The 16,485-nt window shown below is 67.5% G+C and carries 11 protein-coding genes and 1 tRNA gene; 5 read left to right on the top strand and 7 right to left on the bottom strand.

Annotated features, from left to right (window positions below):
• Positions 1–68 precede the first annotated feature (68 nt).
• From biuH to QO015_RS17300, 5 genes are all read right to left on the bottom strand, one after another.
• Entirely contained in the window at positions 69–755 is a 687-nt protein-coding gene (gene biuH / locus QO015_RS17320; protein ID WP_266283265.1) for a biuret amidohydrolase, read from the bottom strand.
• A 44-nt stretch (positions 756–799) separates the two neighbouring features.
• On the bottom strand, positions 800–1,816 hold the full coding sequence (locus QO015_RS17315; protein ID WP_266283267.1) for a formamidase: 1,017 nt from the start codon (positions 1,814–1,816) through the stop codon (positions 800–802).
• A 27-nt stretch (positions 1,817–1,843) separates the two neighbouring features.
• Positions 1,844–2,770 (bottom strand): ABC transporter permease, encoded by a 927-nt coding sequence (locus tag QO015_RS17310; protein WP_266282694.1) that lies wholly within the window; start codon positions 2,768–2,770, stop codon positions 1,844–1,846.
• Positions 2,767–3,885: an ABC transporter permease gene (locus tag QO015_RS17305; protein ID WP_370877429.1), complete on the bottom strand. Its 1,119-nt coding sequence runs from the start codon at positions 3,883–3,885 to the stop codon at positions 2,767–2,769. The genes QO015_RS17310 and QO015_RS17305 overlap by 4 nt, the downstream gene beginning before the upstream one ends.
• Positions 3,886–3,997: 112 nt before the next feature.
• Positions 3,998–5,113, bottom strand: coding sequence for a BMP family ABC transporter substrate-binding protein (locus tag QO015_RS17300; protein ID WP_266282695.1), 1,116 nt, complete (start codon positions 5,111–5,113; stop codon positions 3,998–4,000).
• Between the two features lie 435 nt (positions 5,114–5,548).
• On the opposite strand from QO015_RS17300, the gene QO015_RS17295 reads away from it, so the two are divergent.
• The gene (locus QO015_RS17295) at positions 5,549–6,724 is read left to right on the top strand and encodes a fumarylacetoacetate hydrolase family protein (protein ID WP_266282696.1); all 1,176 of its coding nucleotides are present in this window, start codon (positions 5,549–5,551) and stop codon (positions 6,722–6,724) included.
• Between the two features lie 158 nt (positions 6,725–6,882).
• Here the strand turns inward: QO015_RS17295 and QO015_RS17290 are convergent, their stop codons facing one another.
• Together QO015_RS17290 and QO015_RS17285 are read right to left on the bottom strand one after the other, a co-directional pair.
• Positions 6,883–8,751, bottom strand: a complete 1,869-nt coding sequence (locus QO015_RS17290) for an ABC transporter ATP-binding protein (RefSeq protein WP_266282697.1) — start codon at positions 8,749–8,751, stop codon at positions 6,883–6,885.
• A 179-nt stretch (positions 8,752–8,930) separates the two neighbouring features.
• Positions 8,931–10,325, bottom strand: coding sequence for a glycoside hydrolase family 1 protein (locus QO015_RS17285; RefSeq protein ID WP_266282698.1), 1,395 nt, complete (start codon positions 10,323–10,325; stop codon positions 8,931–8,933).
• 192 nt (positions 10,326–10,517) lie between these two features.
• Between QO015_RS17285 and QO015_RS17280 the strand changes: the two genes are divergently transcribed.
• The 4 genes from QO015_RS17280 (at position 10,518) to QO015_RS17265 (ending at position 16,328) form a co-directional block, all read left to right on the top strand.
• On the top strand, positions 10,518–11,477 hold the full coding sequence (locus QO015_RS17280) for a ring-cleaving dioxygenase (RefSeq protein ID WP_266282700.1): 960 nt from the start codon (positions 10,518–10,520) through the stop codon (positions 11,475–11,477).
• Between the two features lie 71 nt (positions 11,478–11,548).
• Positions 11,549–12,214 carry an alpha/beta hydrolase gene (locus tag QO015_RS17275; protein ID WP_266282702.1) on the top strand — a complete coding sequence of 222 codons (666 nt, stop codon included), beginning with the start codon at positions 11,549–11,551 and terminating at the stop codon, positions 12,212–12,214.
• A gap of 164 nt (positions 12,215–12,378) precedes the next feature.
• Positions 12,379–12,468: transfer RNA gene (locus QO015_RS17270), tRNA-Ser, on the top strand.
• Between the two features lie 509 nt (positions 12,469–12,977).
• The gene (locus QO015_RS17265; protein ID WP_266282704.1) at positions 12,978–16,328 is read left to right on the top strand and encodes an autotransporter outer membrane beta-barrel domain-containing protein; all 3,351 of its coding nucleotides are present in this window, start codon (positions 12,978–12,980) and stop codon (positions 16,326–16,328) included.
• Positions 16,329–16,485: the final 157 nt, after the last annotated feature.

Here is a 16,485-nt window from a genome sequence, read left to right as displayed (position 1 = left end):
CCGTGTCACGGCCGGACCTGACGGCCGGCTGGATCGGGGAGCAGGGAGAGCATTTCCGGACGAGCGCATCACAGCCCCGCGATCAGGGCGTCGGAGGTGGCGACGGCACCGAACACGCCGCCCTGCATCTTGATCATGTCGATCGCCGCGAGGTGGTTCTCCCGCTTGGTCGCGGCCGTGCAATCCGAAAGCAGCACGCATTCGTAACCGAGATCGTTGGCGTCGCGCATCGTCGTGTGGACGCAGACATCCGTGGTGACGCCGGTCAGCACAATGTTGCGGATGCCCTTCTGGCGCAGAACGAGCTCGAGGTCGGTGGCGACGAAGGAGCCCTTGCCGGGCTTGTCGATGATCGTCTCGCGCGCGATCGGCTGCAGCTCCGGGATGATCTCCCAGCCCGGCTCGCCACGCACCAGGATGCGGCCGCACGGTCCCTGGTCGCCGATGCCCGCGCCGATCCGCTGCGAGCGCCAGCGCTTGTTGGCGGGCAGGTCGGCGAGGTCGGGCCGGTGCCCCTCGCGGGTGTGGATGACGTGATAGCCCCTGCCCCGCATCGCATCGAGCACGCGGCGGATCGGCTCGATCGGCTCGCGTGTCTGCGAGATGTCGTAGCCCATCGAATCCACGTAGCCGCCCGGCGCGCAGAAATCGACCTGCATGTCGATGACGATCAGCGCCGTGTTTTCGGGCCGAAGGTCGCCGTCGAACGGCCAGGGGTAGGGATCGGAGGCGATGGTGCGCCCGCCCGGCTTCATGGCCGCGGCGACGCGCTCGTCGAGAGTTTCGGCCGTCATGATCCCTACTCCGCAGCGTCCCTGAATTTCTCGCCATAGCGGCGCGTCGGCGCCGGGAAGCCGCAGGACGTGCCGTCGGTGTGGACGACCTGATCCTCCCAGGGCAGGCGGTAGCGGCCGGCCGCGAGGTCGGTCATGTAGCTGTAGGGGCAGTCCTGCGCCCCGCCCTTCACCGCGACATAGGCGCGGTGGCCGAACTGGTAGATGTTGTTCTCGACGCCCCAGTTGATGCGCGCCTCGCGCACCAGATCGGGACGGACCTCGGCGGTGATGATCTCGTCCGGGCGCCCGCTGGTGCCCGAGGCGAGGATCTCGCCGTCGAAATTGACGATCATCCCCTCGCCCATGGAATCGAACGTGCCGTCGGAGCCCGACATGCAGACATTCGCCGTCACCATGAGGTTGCAGAAGGAATTGGACTGATTGGTGAAGCGCCAGGCCGAGCGGATCGGCGCTGTGTAGCCGGCGGTGCGGATCATGATCTCGGCGCCCTTGTAGGCGCATTCGCGCGCCATCTCGGGGAACATGCCGTCATGGCAGATGATGAGCGCGAGCCTGGCACCCTTCGGGCCGTCGATGACCGGAATGCCGAGATCGCCCGGCTCCCAGGGCTCGACCGGGACCCAGGGATGGAGCTTGCGATAGTAGAGCTTCAGCGCGCCGGTATCGTCGATGACGATGCCGGAATTGTAGGGATTGCCGCCCGGATTCCGCTCCATGATCGAGAAGCAGCCCCAGATGCGGTGCTCCGCGCAGGCCGCCTTGAAGGCGGCGACCTCCGGCCCGTCGAGATCGCACATGATCTCGGGATTGGTGTCCATCGAAAGGCCGTGCAGCGCATATTCCGGGAAGACCACGAGGTCCATGCCGGCATTGTTGCGCCGCGCCTTGCCCACGAGTTCGACGACCCGCGCCGTCTGGCGCTCGAGATCCGCCTTCGTGACCGTGACCGGCAGCTGGAGCTGCACGAGGCCGATGACGACGCCGTTCGGCGACTTGTTGAGACCGCCGAGACCGCTCACAGGCAAACCCCGCTCATGGCTGTACTCCTACTTGGTGATGGAAAGCTCGCCCGGCGCGCCCTTCAGCGAACGCTTGGGCGAGACCGAGGCGATCATGATGAAGAGCGTCAGCAGGTAGGGGGCGGCGTTGAAGAAGTAGTAGCCCTGCGTGATGCCGACCGATTGCAGCGCCGGCCCGAGCGCTCCGGCCGCGCCGAAGAGCAGCGCGGCACCGAAGCAGGCGAGCGGGTTCCATCGGGCGAAGATGACGAGCGCCACCGCCATCAGCCCCTGGCCCGAGGAAAGGCCCTCGCTCCAGGCGCCGGGATAATAGAGCGACAGGAACGCGCCGCCGACGCCCGCGAAGAAGCCGCCGACCGTGGTGGCGAGGAAGCGCACGAGATCGACCGAATAGCCCATCGCGCGCGCCGCCGCGGCGCTGTCGCCCGTCATGCGCACGATGAGGCCCCAGCGCGTGTTCTTGAACGCCCACCACATCACGACCGCGAGCAGCACGCCGATGAAGAACAGCGGGTTGATCTCCAGCGCCGACTGGACCTGCGGCAGGCTGGACCAGCCGCCGAGCGAGATCGAGGGAAGGTGCGGCGCCTGCGGCTGGATGAAGGGCTTGCCGAAGAAGAAGGCGAGGCCGGTGCCGAACAGCATCATCGCGATGCCGATCGCGATATCGTTCACCTTCGGCAGCTTGCAGATATAGCCGTGCAGCGCGCCGAAGAAGCAGCCCGAGATGCCGGCGGCCAGCACGCCGAGCCAGGGCGAGCCGGAAAGATAGGCGATCGCATAGCCGGCCATCGCGCCGAACACGAGCGTGCCCTCGAGGCCGAGATTGATGCGACCCGACTTCTCGGTGAGGCATTCGCCGAGCGAGACGAACAGGAAGGGCGTCGAGACGCGGATCGCGCCGGCGAACATGGCGAGCGGCACGCCCCAGAAGCCGATATCGGTCTCGTTCATCGGCGGTCTCCTTTCGGGCGGAAGAAGGGAAGGCGGCCATAGAGCGTCTCGCTCACTAGGAGCACGACGAACATGAGCCCCTGCAGCACCTGGACCGTGGCGTCGGGCATGCCCATGCGCCGCTGGATGAGGCCGCCGGCCGCCGCGATGCCGCCGAGGAAGATCGCGACCGGCACGATCGCGAGCGGGTTCTGGCGGGCGAGGAAGGCGACGAGGATGCCGGTGAAGCCGTAGCCGGCGGCGAGCGAGGCATTGGCCTTGCCCTGGATGGCCGCGACCTCGAAGAAGCCGGCAAGCCCGGCACAGGCCCCGGCGATGGCGCAGGCGGTGACGATCAGCTTGCCGACCGGAAGGCCCTGCGCCCGCGCGGCGCGGACATTGCCGCCGGTGACGCGGGCGGCGAAGCCGAAGGTCGTCCGGTTCATCAGCACCCAGAGGAGCACGGCGACGACAATGCCGACCGGGAGACCCCAATGGACGCCAAGACCCGGCACCTCGCCGATCATGTTGGCCTCGCCGATCGGCTGCGTCGACGGCTTGTTGGGATTGCCGGGATCGCGCAGCGCGCCCTCGACGAAGAAGTTCATGATCGCGATGGCGATGTAGGACATCAGCAGCGAGGCGATCGTCTCGTTGATGCCGCGATAATGGCGGAGCGCCCCGACGATTCCGATCCATACGGCACCGGTCACCACCGAGGTCACGAGCATGCCGCCGAGCACGAGAAAGGGCGGCGCGCCGGCATTGACGAGCGGAATGGACGCCACGGCGCCCGTGAACGCGCCAAGCACCAGCGCGCCCTCGCCGCCGATGATGACGAGGCCGAGACGGGCGGGAATGGCGACGCAGAGCGCCGTCAGGATGAGCGGCGCCGCGCGGACCAGCGTGTTCTGCCAGGAAAAGGCCGTGCCGAAACCGCCCTTCCACAGCAGCGAGAAGAACATGGCCGGCGACTGGCCAAGCGCGAGGAGGAAAAGGGAAAAGAGAAGACCCGCCACGACCAGCGCGAAGAGCGGGATGACGACATATTCCGAGGATCGTCGGAGCCGGTCCATCGTCTCGGCGAGGCCGCCGGCCATCGCCGGTACGCCATCCTGCTGTGCGATATCCGCCATCGAAGGATCTCCAGTCGCGCTGTCGCCGCGGCGCCCATGCCGCGGGGGGCTGCCGCCCCGGCCGGAGCCGGAGCGACGATGCGAGGGCGGGTATCGGCCCGCCCGGATTCGCTCAGGTGATGGAGCCCGTCACGCCTTCGACGAGGAAGTTGATCTGGTCGATCCACGGGTCATAGGGCGCGTGCTCGGCGCCGGCCGCGATGACCTCGTTGCCCTTGTTGTCCTTGAGCGGACCGACATAGATCGCCTTCTTGGCCTTCATATCGGCCTTGGCGGCATCGGCCGCCTTGATCGCCTCGGGCGTCGCGCCGGCGCCGTAGGGCGTGTTCTGCACGAAGTCGAGATCGTAGCCGCCGGCGAGGAAGTTCGGCAGCGTGCCACCCTTCGAGAGCGTATCGGCGAACTGCTTGTAGATCGTCTCCCACTTGTATTCGGCGCCGGTGATGAAGCCCTTCGGCGCGAGATCGGCCTGCGAGGCGTTGTGGCCGCAGCTCTTCACGCCGCGCTGCTCGGCGGTCTGGATGACGGTCTTCGGGCTGTCGACATGGCAGGTAATGACGTCGCAGCCGGCATCGACGAGGGCGTTGGTGGCCTCCGCCTCGCGGACGGGCATCGACCAGTCGCCGGTGAAGATCACCTGCACCGTCGCGTTGGGGTTGACGCTGCGGGCGCCGAGCGTGAAGGCGTTGATGTTGGAGAGCACCGTCGAGATCGGCTTGGCGGCGACGAAGCCGAGCTTGTTCGACTTGGTCGAGAGGCCGGCGGCGACGCCGTCCACGTAGTGCGCCTGGTCGAGATAGCCGAAATAGCTGCCGGCATTCTTCGGGTCGCCCTCCTTCCAGAGCGGCGCCGCATGGCGGAACTGGACGTCCGGATACTTCTTCGCCGCATCCAGCATGAAGGGCGAATAATAGCCGAACGAGGTCGCGAAGATCAGGCCGGCGCCGTCGAGCTCGACCATCGATTCCATCGTCTTGGCGACGGCGATCGTCTCGGGGACGTTCTCCTCCTCGACGACCTTGACGCCCGGCACCTGCGCCAGCGCCTTGGCGGCGACCGCATGGGCCTGGTTCCAGCCATAGTCGTCGCGCGGGCCGACATAGATGATGCCGATGGTGAGATCCTCGGCAAAGGCAGGGCGCTGCGTCAGCAGGCCGGTGGTGAGACCGAGCGAGCCGATGGCGGCGCTCTTCAAGAGGGTTCTGCGGGACAGCAGGAAGCTGGACATGGACGATTCCCCAATCGCAAAGGTCTCGGCGCCGCGTGTTCGCGCGCCGGGGTTCTCCCGGGGATATCTTCGCAACTGCTGTGCCAAGCGCGCCGTCGGAGCCAGACGATTTCGCACATCTCTTCGCAAGCGATTGGTACCGCTTACGAAATTCGAACGTCTGCTCAGGCGGTTGGGGCGCGAGCGATGCGACCCGCCCGAAGCGGACAGCAGCGCCGCTGCGCCATTGCATACAATTCTGCTCGATTGCATACAATTTAGCCAGACATGGCATCACGCGGCCACGGACGACCAGAAAAGCGGCAGCCGTCCCGCCGCGAACTTGTCAGATGAGTTGAGGCGCGCATTGGCACGGGCGGACAGGCGCTATACGCTGCCGGTCCCGACTTTCCGGCCATGCGTCGGCTCCCAAGAAACGAACCGAGGAAACATTCGATGCCGCTCGACACGACCCCTGCTTTCGCGCTGCCCCAAGATGCGGGCGAGGCAACGCTGGTCGGCCGCGTCTTCCGCCCCGATCTCGACGGCCCGTCCGTCGTCGTGCTGCGCGGCGACGCCGTGATCGACATCACCGGCGAAGTCCTGACCATGCGCGACCTCTGCGAGGCCGAGGATCCTTCCTACCGGGCGCGCGGCGCCGAGGGCGAGACGATCGGCACGCTCGCAGACCTCCTCGCCAACACCCCGCGCGCGACGCGTGACCCCTCGAAGCCCTGGCTGATCTCGCCGATCGACCTGCAGGCGGTGAAGGCGGCCGGCGTCACCTTCGTCGTCTCCATGCTGGAGCGCGTCATCGAGGAGCAGGCCCGCGGTCTGCCGGAACGCGCCGCGGCGATCCGCTCGGAAATCCAGACCACGATCGGCGACGACCTCGCGAAGCTCAAGCCGGGCTCGGAGCAGGCGATGGCGCTGAAGGCGCTGCTCATCGAGAAGGGCATGTGGTCGCAATATCTCGAGGTCGGCATCGGCCCCGACGCGGAGATCTTCTCCAAGGCGCAGCCGATGTCGAGCGTCGGCCATCTCGCCGAGGTCGGCATTCACCCGATGTCGACCTGGAACAATCCGGAGCCGGAAGTGGTGCTGGTCGTCTCGTCGAGCGGCCGCATCGTCGGCGCCGCGCTCGGCAACGATGTCAACCTGCGCGATGTCGAAGGCCGCTCGGCGCTGCTGCTCTCCAAGGCCAAGGACAACAACGCCAGCGCCTCGGTCGGCCCGTTCATCCGCCTCTTCGACGCCTCGTTCTCGCTCGACGACGTGCGGGCGACCGAGGTGAGCCTCACGGTGACCGGCGAGGACGGCTTCCGCATGGAAGGTTCGAGCGCCATGTCGAAGATCAGCCGCGATCCGGAGGACCTCGTCCGCCAGACGGTCGGCAAGAACCACCAGTATCCGGACGGCTTCGTGCTTTATCTCGGCACGATGTTCGCACCGGTGCAGGACCGCGGCGGTCCCGGCCAGGGCTTCACGCACAAGATCGGCGACATCGTTACCATCGGCGCGCCGAAGCTCGGCCAGCTCTCGAACCGCGTCGTGCTGACCTCGGACGCCGAGCCATGGACCTTCGGCACCACGTCGCTGATGAAGAACCTCGCCGGCCGCGGCCTGCTCTGAGCGGCGGCGGACCCGTCAGCTCTCCCGCCTCGCGGGAGAGCGATGGGACGGGGACCGACACGACGAGGGGCAGCGGAGACGAGCTGCCCCACACAGGCCCGCCCCCTTCTGGAGGAAAGACGGGCCGGAGAGCGATGGAGAGGGGGGTGAATCCCCTCTTACGCGCTCTGGCGCTCCAGCGTCGGGTCTTCGGCGAACTGGTAGCGGTAGAGCTTCTCGTAGAGCCCCGCCTTGCGGACGAGCTCGGCATGAGTGCCGCGCTCGAGCACGCGGCCATGCTCGATCACCGCGATCTCGTCGGAATTCAGGATCGTCGCCAGGCGATGGGCGATGACGATCGTGGTGCGGCCCTCGACGAGCCGGTCGAGCGCCGCCTGGATCATGCGCTCCGACTCCGAATCGAGCGCGGAAGTCGCCTCGTCCAGCAGCAGGATCGGCGCGTTCTTGAGGATCGCGCGGGCGATCGCGACGCGCTGGCGCTGGCCGCCCGACAGCTGGACACCATTCTCGCCGACCGTCGAGTCATAGCCGTTCGGGAGAGCCGTGATGAACTCGTGCGCGAAGGCGTCGCGCGCCGCCGCCTCGACCTCGGCATCGGTCGCATCGAGCCGGCCGATGCGGATATTGTCGCGCACCGACCCGGAAAACAGGAACACGTCCTGGCTGACGAAGGCGATGTGCTGGCGCAGCGAGCCGATCGAGACGGTGCGGATATCCTGATCGTCGACGCGGATCGCGCCCTTCTTGACGTCGTAGAAGCGCTGGATCAGCGACAGGATGGTCGACTTGCCGCCGCCAGACGGGCCGACAAGGGCGAGGCGCTTGCCCTGGTCGACGCTGAGCGTGATGCCGTGCAGCACCTCCTCGTTGGCCCGGTAGCCGAAGGAGACGTCGTCGACATCGATGCGGCCGCGCTTCAGCACCAGCGGGGGATGCTCGTCCGCCTCGGTGACGCTGATCGGATGGTCGAGCACGCCGAACAGGGCCTTCACTGCGACGAGGCTCTCGGCAAGGCCGACCTGGACGCGGGCGAGGCGCTTGGCCGGCTCATAGGCGAGCAGCAGCGCCGTGATGAAGGACATGAACTCGCCCGGCGTCTTGCCGGCCGCGATCGTGCTCCAGCCGGCATAGAAGATGACGATACCGATCGAGATGCCGCCGAGCGTCTCCATCAGCGGGCTGGTCCGCGCCTGCAGCTTGGCGATCTTGTTGGCGCGCGTCTCGACGGCGTGAACCGCGTCCGACATGCGGCCGCGCATATGGTCGCCGAGGCCGAAGGCCTTCACGATCTTGGCGCCATGCACCGTCTCCTGGATCATGGAGATGATCATGATGCTGGAGGTGAATTCGGCGCGGGCGATGCCGCGGATGCGCTTCACGAGCTTGGTGATGCCGATGATGGCGATCGGCGCGATCAGCAGCGCGAACACCGACATGATCGGCGCCTGGTAGACCATCACGAAGACGAGGCCGATCAGCGTCACGAAATCGCGGCCGACGCTGAGCACGATCGTGTCGATGACGCTGCGGATGCCGTTCGCGCCCGCGGTGATCGACATGATGAGCTCGCCCGAGGCTCGCTCGTTGAAGAAGTTCAGGCCGAATTTCAGGACGCGGTCATAGAAGCGCTTCTGGTTCTCCGCGACGATGCGGTTGCCGATGCGGCTCTGGATGACGATCTGCCCGTAGGTCGCGAGCCCCTTCACGACGAAGATCATCATGACCGCCGTCGAGAGCACGACCAGCATCTCGCGGTCCTGCTTCACGAAGATCTGGTTGACGACGTCGCTCATGATCCACGCGGACAGCGACGTCATGCCGGCGACCACGAACAGCAGCGCGAAGGAGACGGAATAGCCCTTCCAGTGCGCCTTGTAGTTGCCGCGCAGGATGCGCGAAATCATCGCGACGGTGCCGTCCGGGTCCGCCATCGAGGCCCGGAAATTCTGCCAGCGCTTCGCGAACCCGCGGGGGACGATCGCGGCGGCCGGCTTGTCGGCGTCGGCCTTCACTTCGGTTTGTGCCATAGAAACATGAGTCCGTCGCCTCGATGTGCAACGCGATCGGACACTGCTCCGCTTGTTGACGATGGGGTCCTTGTAGCGATTGCGCGCCGCGGTGTCCATGGAAGCGCCTTGCGGCGAATTCGAGCAGCGCCCGGCCCTTGCGCCAGAGTAACCGCGACACCAGACGCCGGCCGGCCGCCCTATGCGGCCTCGCCGCCGCCGGCGCCGCGCGCGATCAGCCGGCGATAGGCGGCAAAGCTCTCCTTCGGCGTGCGCTTCTGCGTCTCGAAATCAACATGGACGATGCCGAAGCGCCGCCCATAGCCCCATAGCCACTCGAAATTGTCGAAGAGGCTCCAGACCATGTAGCCGCGGAGATCGACGCCCCGCGCCCGCGCCTCGAGCGCCGCCTCGACATGGCGCTCGATGTAATCGGCGCGAAGCGGATCGGCGACGATGCCGTCGCGAAACACCTCGTCGCCCTCGCCGAAGCCGGCGCCGTTCTCGGTGATGTAGACCGGCGGATTGCCGTAGTCGTCGCGGATCCGCTCGAGCAGCGCGGTGAGATATTCCGGCCGCACCGGGCCGTTGAAGGCCTGCGGCGCGGGATCGGGGTTGGTGTCGTGCCAGCGGAAGCCGAACGGCGCCGACGCATCGTGCTCGACATAGGTCGGCGCATAGAAATTGACGCCGAGGAAATCCGGGCGGTTGGCCGCGAGCACCGCGAAATCCTCCTCCGCGATGCGGAAGGCGGGATCGAGGCCGCCGATGATGCGCATCACGGCCTCCGGATAGCGGCCCTTGAACATCGCATCGAGGCACCAGCGATTGATGATCGCGTCAGCCCGCTCGGCGGCGGCCGCGTCCTCGTCGGTGCCGCGCGCATTGAGCGTCGGCATCAGCGGCAGAGCGAGCCCGATTGTGCCGTCGAAGCCGGCGGCGCGGAAATCGCCGATCGTCATCGCACTGGCCATCATCCAGTGATGCAGCGCGAGGCCCTGCCGCGCCATCATCGCCTCGGTCACCGTCCCGCCCGACTTGATCGCGGCGATCATCGGCCGGAACAGCATCAGGTCGATGAAGGGCTCATTGAAGGTGATGTATTTCGAGACGCGGGCGCCGAGCGCCTCCCGTACCACGCGGGCATAGCCGCGATACCAGTCGACCGACTCGCGCCGGTGCCAGCCGCCCTGCTCTTCCAGCGCCTGCGGCAGGTCCCAATGGAACAGCGTCACGACCGGCTCGATGCCGGCGGCGATCAGGTCGTCGCAGAAGCGCTGATAATGCGCGATGCCGGCCGGATTGACCGCCCCCGTCCCCTCAGGCAGCACGCGCGACCAGGCGATGGAGAAGCGGTAGCAGTCGAGGCCGAGCTGCTGCATCAGCGCGATATCGGCGAGATATTGCGTGCGGTCATAGGCGTTGATCGCGACATTGCCCGTCTCGACCTTGCCGGTCAGCGGCAGCGTGACCTTGTCGTCATTGGTCCAGACGTCCCAGTTGCTGAGGCCCTTGCCGTCGGCGCGCCAGGCGCCCTCGACCTGAAAGGCGGCGCTCGCCGCGCCCCACAGGAAATCCTTGGTTCCCACCGCCATCGCCGTCTCCCTCGCGCGTCGCCCCGCTTTCCGATCCATGCCATGATCCGCCTCGCGGCGCGATGGAGGACTGGATCGCCGCGGCGATTGTCCACCTGGGGTAGACAACCTTGTTCCGGGAGGCCGATTGTCAACCGGCGACGCTATGACGATCTTTGCGTCAGACATTCGACGCATGGGGAGACAAAAACCATGACCGACCTGACGCTCGGCGGCTTTCACCATTTGACCGCCATCACGGCCAACGCGCCCGGCAATCTCGACTTCTATACCCGCGTGCTCGGCCTTCGCCTCGTCAAGAAGACCGTGAACCAGGACGACACGACCGCCTATCACCTGTTCTACGGCGACGGCGACGCGACGCCCGGCTCCGACATCACCTTCTTCGACTGGCCGGCCGCGCCTGCCCGCCGCGGCACGCATTCCGTGACCCGCACCGGCTTCCGCGTCTCGCCCGCCAGCATCCCGTGGTGGCACGCCCATCTGGTCGCGTCCGGCGCCAAGGTTTCCGAGCCGAGCGAGGCGAGCGGCCGCCTCACGGTCGCCTTCGAGGACCCCGAGGGCCAGCGGCTGTCGCTGGTCGCCGACGAGCGCAATCCGGCGCCGCATGTCTGGTCGAAGAGCACCGTGCCGCCGGAGCACCAGATCCTCGGCCTCGGCCCGATCACGATGAGCGTGCCCGATCTGGCGCCGACCGAGATGGTGCTGACCCGCGTCATGAACATGCGCAAGGTCCGCGACTATCCGGTGAGCGCGATCTCGGCGGACACCGTGCATGTCTTCGAGATGGGCGAAGGCGGCCCCTCGGCCGAACTCCATGTCGCGGTCGAGCCCGGCCTCGCCCCGGCCCGCGAGGGCGCGGGCGGCGTGCACCATGTCGCCTTCCGCACGCCGGATCACGCCGGCCTCGCGGCCTGGGCGGAGCGGGTGCGCGGCTTCCGCATCCCCTCCTCCGGCGAGGTCGAGCGCTTCTATTTCCGCTCGCTCTATTTCCGCGAGCCGAACGGCGTCCTGTTCGAGATCGCGACCGACGTTCCCGGCTTCACGGCCGACGAGCCGCTGGAGACGCTCGGCGAGCATCTGTCGCTGCCGCCCTTCCTCGAGGCACGTCGCGCTTCGATCGAGAGCCGGCTGCAGCCGCTGGGGGACTAGGCGACGACCCGATCAATGCGCGGCGGCCAACCCGGCCGCCGCGTCCCTCCCCTCTTCCGGATGATCCGATCATGAGCCTCACCACGACCAGGGCCGGCGCTCCGCATGGCGGGCGCCCCGTGCTCGCAGCCGGCGCCCCGCTCGAGGCGGCGCGCGGCGCCGTCGTCATGCTGCACGGCCGCGGCGGCAGCGCCGCCGATATCCTCTCGCTCTCCGCCTATTTCCGTGCTGGCGACATCGCCTTCCTGGCCCCGGAGGCGGCGGGCAATGTCTGGTATCCGCAGCGCTTCATGGAGCCGCGCGCCGTCAACGAGCCGGCGCTTTCCTCCGCGCTCGCCACCGTCGCGACGCTCGCCGACGATCTCAACGCCGCCGGGCTCGGCGACGACCGCATCGTGCTGCTCGGTTTCTCGCAGGGCGCCTGCCTGGCGCTTGAATCGGCCGCGCGCCGGCCGCGCCGCTATGGCGGCGTGGTCGCGCTGTCCGGCGGGCTGATCGGCGCCGACGCGGAGCTCTGGCAGGGCGACGCCGCCCTCGCCGGCACCCCGGTCCTCTTCGGCTGCTCCGAGCGCGACGCCCATATCCCGCTCGCCCGCGTCGAGGCTTCGGCCGACCGCTTTGCGAAGAGCGGCGCTCTCGTGACGAAGCGCATCTATCCCGGCTCCGGCCATGGTGTGAACGACGACGAAGTCGGCCTCGTCCGCGCGATGCTCACCGGCCTCGGCGCAGCGGCCTGAGGCTCCGCGGGCCGAAACGGATTCGGCCTGCCGAGAGCCGCTGTGGCCAACAGGCGAAGGCGCCGCGCCGCCTTCGCCCCGAATGGCTGGGGAAGCAGCGCGGCGGGCCTTGCAAGAGCCGCCGCGTCCATGTATTCACCCCATCGCGCGAACGGCGCCACCGCGGAGAGGTGGCAGAGTGGTCGATTGCACCGCACTCGAAATGCGGCATACTCGCAAGGGTATCGGGAGTTCGAATCTCCCCCTCTCCGCCACTTTCATTTTCCAAGACCTGGAAATCGCTTGAGCCTTGCCGGGGTTAGGCAGGGCGCTGGACGATCGCCCCCCCTTTTTCGCCCTGGTTGATCCTCCCGACTTCAGGCCGCGCGATCGACCGTACCAATGCGACCGAAGCCCCGTTTCAGGCGCTCGCCCTCTGGCAAGTCAGCGAGCCGGCCGACGCGTTCTTTGCCGCCTCGCGTTCCCATCGCGATACACCGATGTTGCGCCGATGTGACGATCGCATCGTTTCGTCTCGATGCGATTGCGTGTGCTCTCCTCCTCCCGGACAGTCGGACGAGATGGCCTGATTCCCGTGCATCCGGCCGAACGGTCTTTTTCGTAACTGACGAACTGCGTTCGGCCTTCGTGCAGGCGCGGCGTGTGGAAGGGCACCATGGCATCGCATTCCATCCCTCCTTGCTCGGAGGCCCTCCTCCCGCGGCGGCTGTCCCTCCCTGTCGCATCGGGCGCGCTGGCCCTTCTCGGTCTGACGGCGCCGGAGATGGCACTGGCTGCGGGCTGGAGCCTCTACGACGGCTACACGCAGTCCTACTCGGTCGAGTACAAGAACTCGCTGCAATCGGCGCTCGCCCAGGAAGGCACCCTGCTCGTCGGGCTCAATGTCAGCGGCAGCCCCGTCACGGTCACGATGGATACCGGTTCGGTCGGGCTCGTGCTTTCGGCCAACTACTTCCAGAGTTATTCGACGGCCGGAACGCCGGGCTGGGAATACTACAATAGCTCGGGGCTGCTCCTCACCGGCTATTTCAACGATTTCCAGGTCGAGCTCGACAACGGCAGGGACGCGAACGGCAACCCGACGAAGGTCAGCGCGACACTGCCGGTTCTCGTCGTCACCGAGGCCTATTGCCTCGGCGTCGGCGCCGATCCCTGCGATGCGGAATACGCGGTCAACCATGTCAGCATGATGGGCGTCGGCTACGACCGCAACACGATGGGAACGGGCACGCTCGACCTCTCGCTGACAGGCAAGGAACTCAACAAGCTGCTCAAGGCCGCGCCGACGACGTCGGAGGCCTACAACCTCTTCCTCAATATCGACGGAATGGCGGAAGGCGCGCTGCGCCGCGGCTACATCATCACGCCAAATGGCGTCGAGCTCGGCCTCACCGCGGCCAACACCTCGGCTTCGGCCTTCACCTATTCGCAGCTCGTTCTCCAAAGCGCCGGCGTCGATGGCGCCGCTCCCAACTGGCAGTCGGTCGTCGCCGATGTCACGCTCGCCGGCACGTCGAGCAACGCCAATCTCCTGATGGACACCGGCATTCCCGGCTCGTTCTTCGAGGTGCCGGGCGGCAACAAGGGCCCTGCCCCCGCCGGCACCGAGATCACCATCAGCCTCGCCGGCGGCAGCGCGACCTACAGCTTCATCGTCGGCGACATGAGCAATCCGCAGACGCCGTCCTTCGTCAGCATCGGCTCGCCCGAAAGCGGCTTCGTCAATTCCGGCCTTCACAGCTATGCCGGGCTGAATGTCCTCTTCGACGCCGATGGCGGCTTCCTCGGCGTAGCGGCGAACGGCTTCAGCGACGCGACCAATGTCAGCGTCAACCAGCTGATCGCCGCCACCGGCCCGCTGGTGCTGACGCAGGACTTCGCGACCGACCTGCCGGTGCTGCTCGTCGGCGACAGCACGATCACCACCGCCGACACCGCTACCTTCGACGCCGCCATCTTCGGCCCCGGCAGCCTGACGCTCGCCGGGGGTACGGTCATCCTGAACGGCGCCGTCACCAATGACGGCGGCGTGACGGCAGCCTCGGGGACCACGATCCTGAACGGGTCGATGACAGGTGACCTCACGGTGGCGACCGACGCCCGCTTCGCCGATTACAACAATGGCTATGCCGTCGCCGAAGGCAGCACGCTCGTGAACGACGGCGTCTTCGTCGGCGCGGGCTCCGGGGCGGCCTTCGTCAATGCCGGAACCGTGGAGAACGCGGGAACGGTTCTTGCGGCCGTCGACAACAGCGGCACCTGGACGAACGAAAACGGCGCCAGGCTCTCCGGCGCCGTCGTCAACTCGGGCACGCTCACCAATAGCGGCGAGATCGACACCGGCAGCGCTGCGACCTTCGTCAACACGGGCACGGTCGACAATTCCGGGACGGTCACCGCCAGCGTCGACAACAGCGGGACCTGGACGAATGGCGGAACCCTGATCGGCGCGCTCGCCAATTCAGGGAGCTTCACCAATAGCGGCCTTGTCGAGGGCACGGTCACCAACACGGGCACCATCACCAATACCGGCACGATCGACGGCGACGTTACCGCCTGGGGTCCCTTCGCCAACCAGGGCGCGGTGTCCGGAACGCTGACGCTCTATGGCGCACATCACGGCAATGGCAGCGTCGGCGGGCTCGTCGTCAAGGCGGGCGGCATCGTCTCGCCCGGCAACTCGGTCGGCGCCATCGCGGTGTCGGGCGACGCGGTGTTCGAACCGGGCTCGTATCTGGCGGCCGAGATCGGCCCGAACGGCGTTTCGGACCTCCTGAGTGTCGGCGGCACACTGACCGCCGGCGGCGCGACGCTCCTTCTGCTGCCGACCAACGACTTCCTGCCCTCGCTCGGAAACACCTATGCCGTCGTCGAGGCGGGGTCGATCGCATCCGCCTTCACGGTCGCGTCGCCGCTGTTCGGCACCGCCGATGCGCCCCTCCCCTTTCTCGGAGCAAGCCTCGACGAGAACGGCGTGCTGACGCTCGGACGCAGCGCGGTGAGCTATGCCGACTATGCGACGACACAGAACGCCCGCAGTGCCGCGCTGGCGGCCGACAGCCTCGGCCTCGGATCACCGCTCAACCAGTCGCTGGCCCTGATGGGGGCAGCGGAGGCGCCGGGCGTCCTCGCGAGCCTGTCGGGCGAAGTGAGCGCATCGGCCGAATCCACGCTGCAGCAACAGTCGATCTATCTGCGCGACGCCGTATCGCGCCGCGTCCGGCAGGCCTTCGCCGATACCGACGGCGCCGCCGGCACGGGCAATCAGACCGCGCGTCTCGCCCCGGGCCTCGATGCCACCGCCTGGTCGCAGGCCTATGGCGGATGGGGAGATACCTCCTCCGACGGCAATGCCGCGGCGCTGTCGCGATCGATCGGCGGCTTCCTGCTCGGCGCGGATGCCGCGCTCGGCGCGGACTGGCGCGTCGGCGTCGCCGGTGGCTATAGCCGGTCGGATTTCTCGCTGGGCGGCATCGGCGGCGGCGGATCGAGCGACAATTACGACGTCGCGCTCTATGGCGGCACACGGCAGGGCGCGATGAGCCTGCGCTTCGGCGCCGGCTACAGCTGGCACGACATCGCCACGTCGCGCGCAGCGCTGACGCCGGAGGCGGAGTTCCTTTCCGCCGATTATGGCGGTGGCACGGCCCAGGCCTTCGGCGAGGCGGCCTACGGCTTCAGCGTCCAGAACGGCACGATCGAACCCTTCGCCAATCTCGCCTATGTCGATCTCGCCGTGGACGGCTACTCGGAATCCGGCGGCCCGGCGGCGCTCGCCTTCGGCGAAGGCGGCATGTCGACCACTTACGGCGTGGTCGGCATCCGCATGGCGCAGAGCTACGACATCCAGGACGGCATGAAGCTGCTCGCGCATGGCGGCATCGGCTGGCAGCATGCGTTCGGCGATGTCGTCCCGGAAGCGACGGCAGCCTTCGCGGGCTCTTCGAGCTTCACGGTCGCCGGCGCTCCGATCGCCCGCGACGCGGCGCTGATCGATGCCTTCCTCGGCCTGCGGCCGAGCAGCCAGCTCGATCTCGGGCTGCGCTATTCCGGGCAGATCGCCGACGCCGCGACCGACAACGCCGTCGAGGGCACGCTCGAGGTTCGCTTCTGAAGCCGGCGAATCAAGGGGATTCGATCCCGCCGGTCGGAGCCGCACGGCGTTCCAGCGCCCGATCGAAGAGAGCGCCGGGCAGCCGGCGACGATATCAGCGAGGCGCGGATTGCGCCGCAATCCCGGGCGCCCGCCATGCCTGTCATCGGCGGCGCAG

Origin of the sequence: Kaistia geumhonensis (assembly GCF_030815145.1) — a bacterium.
Lineage (GTDB): Bacteria > Pseudomonadota > Alphaproteobacteria > Rhizobiales > Kaistiaceae > Kaistia > Kaistia geumhonensis.
Note: the sequence above shows the minus strand (reverse complement) of the source record. Positions and strands in the feature narration are given on the sequence as shown.

What these genes read in the sequence shown, in the direction of transcription:
- QO015_RS17275 (WP_266282702.1), top strand. Translation starts at nt 11,549, where the DNA reads ATGAGCCTCACCACGACCAGGGCCGGCGCTCCGCATGGCGGGCGCCCC.
- QO015_RS17310 (WP_266282694.1), bottom strand. Translation starts at nt 2,770, where the DNA reads ATGAACGAGACCGATATCGGCTTCTGGGGCGTGCCGCTCGCCATGTTC.
- QO015_RS17300 (WP_266282695.1), bottom strand. Translation starts at nt 5,113, where the DNA reads ATGTCCAGCTTCCTGCTGTCCCGCAGAACCCTCTTGAAGAGCGCCGCC.
- QO015_RS17280 (WP_266282700.1), top strand. Translation starts at nt 10,518, where the DNA reads ATGACCGACCTGACGCTCGGCGGCTTTCACCATTTGACCGCCATCACG.
- QO015_RS17295 (WP_266282696.1), top strand. Translation starts at nt 5,549, where the DNA reads ATGCCGCTCGACACGACCCCTGCTTTCGCGCTGCCCCAAGATGCGGGC.
- QO015_RS17285 (WP_266282698.1), bottom strand. Translation starts at nt 10,325, where the DNA reads ATGGCGGTGGGAACCAAGGATTTCCTGTGGGGCGCGGCGAGCGCCGCC.
- QO015_RS17305 (WP_370877429.1), bottom strand. Translation starts at nt 3,885, where the DNA reads ATGGCGGATATCGCACAGCAGGATGGCGTACCGGCGATGGCCGGCGGC.
- QO015_RS17265 (WP_266282704.1), top strand. Translation starts at nt 12,978, where the DNA reads ATGGCACTGGCTGCGGGCTGGAGCCTCTACGACGGCTACACGCAGTCC.
- biuH (WP_266283265.1), bottom strand. Translation starts at nt 755, where the DNA reads ATGAAGCCGGGCGGGCGCACCATCGCCTCCGATCCCTACCCCTGGCCG.
- QO015_RS17290 (WP_266282697.1), bottom strand. Translation starts at nt 8,751, where the DNA reads ATGGCACAAACCGAAGTGAAGGCCGACGCCGACAAGCCGGCCGCCGCG.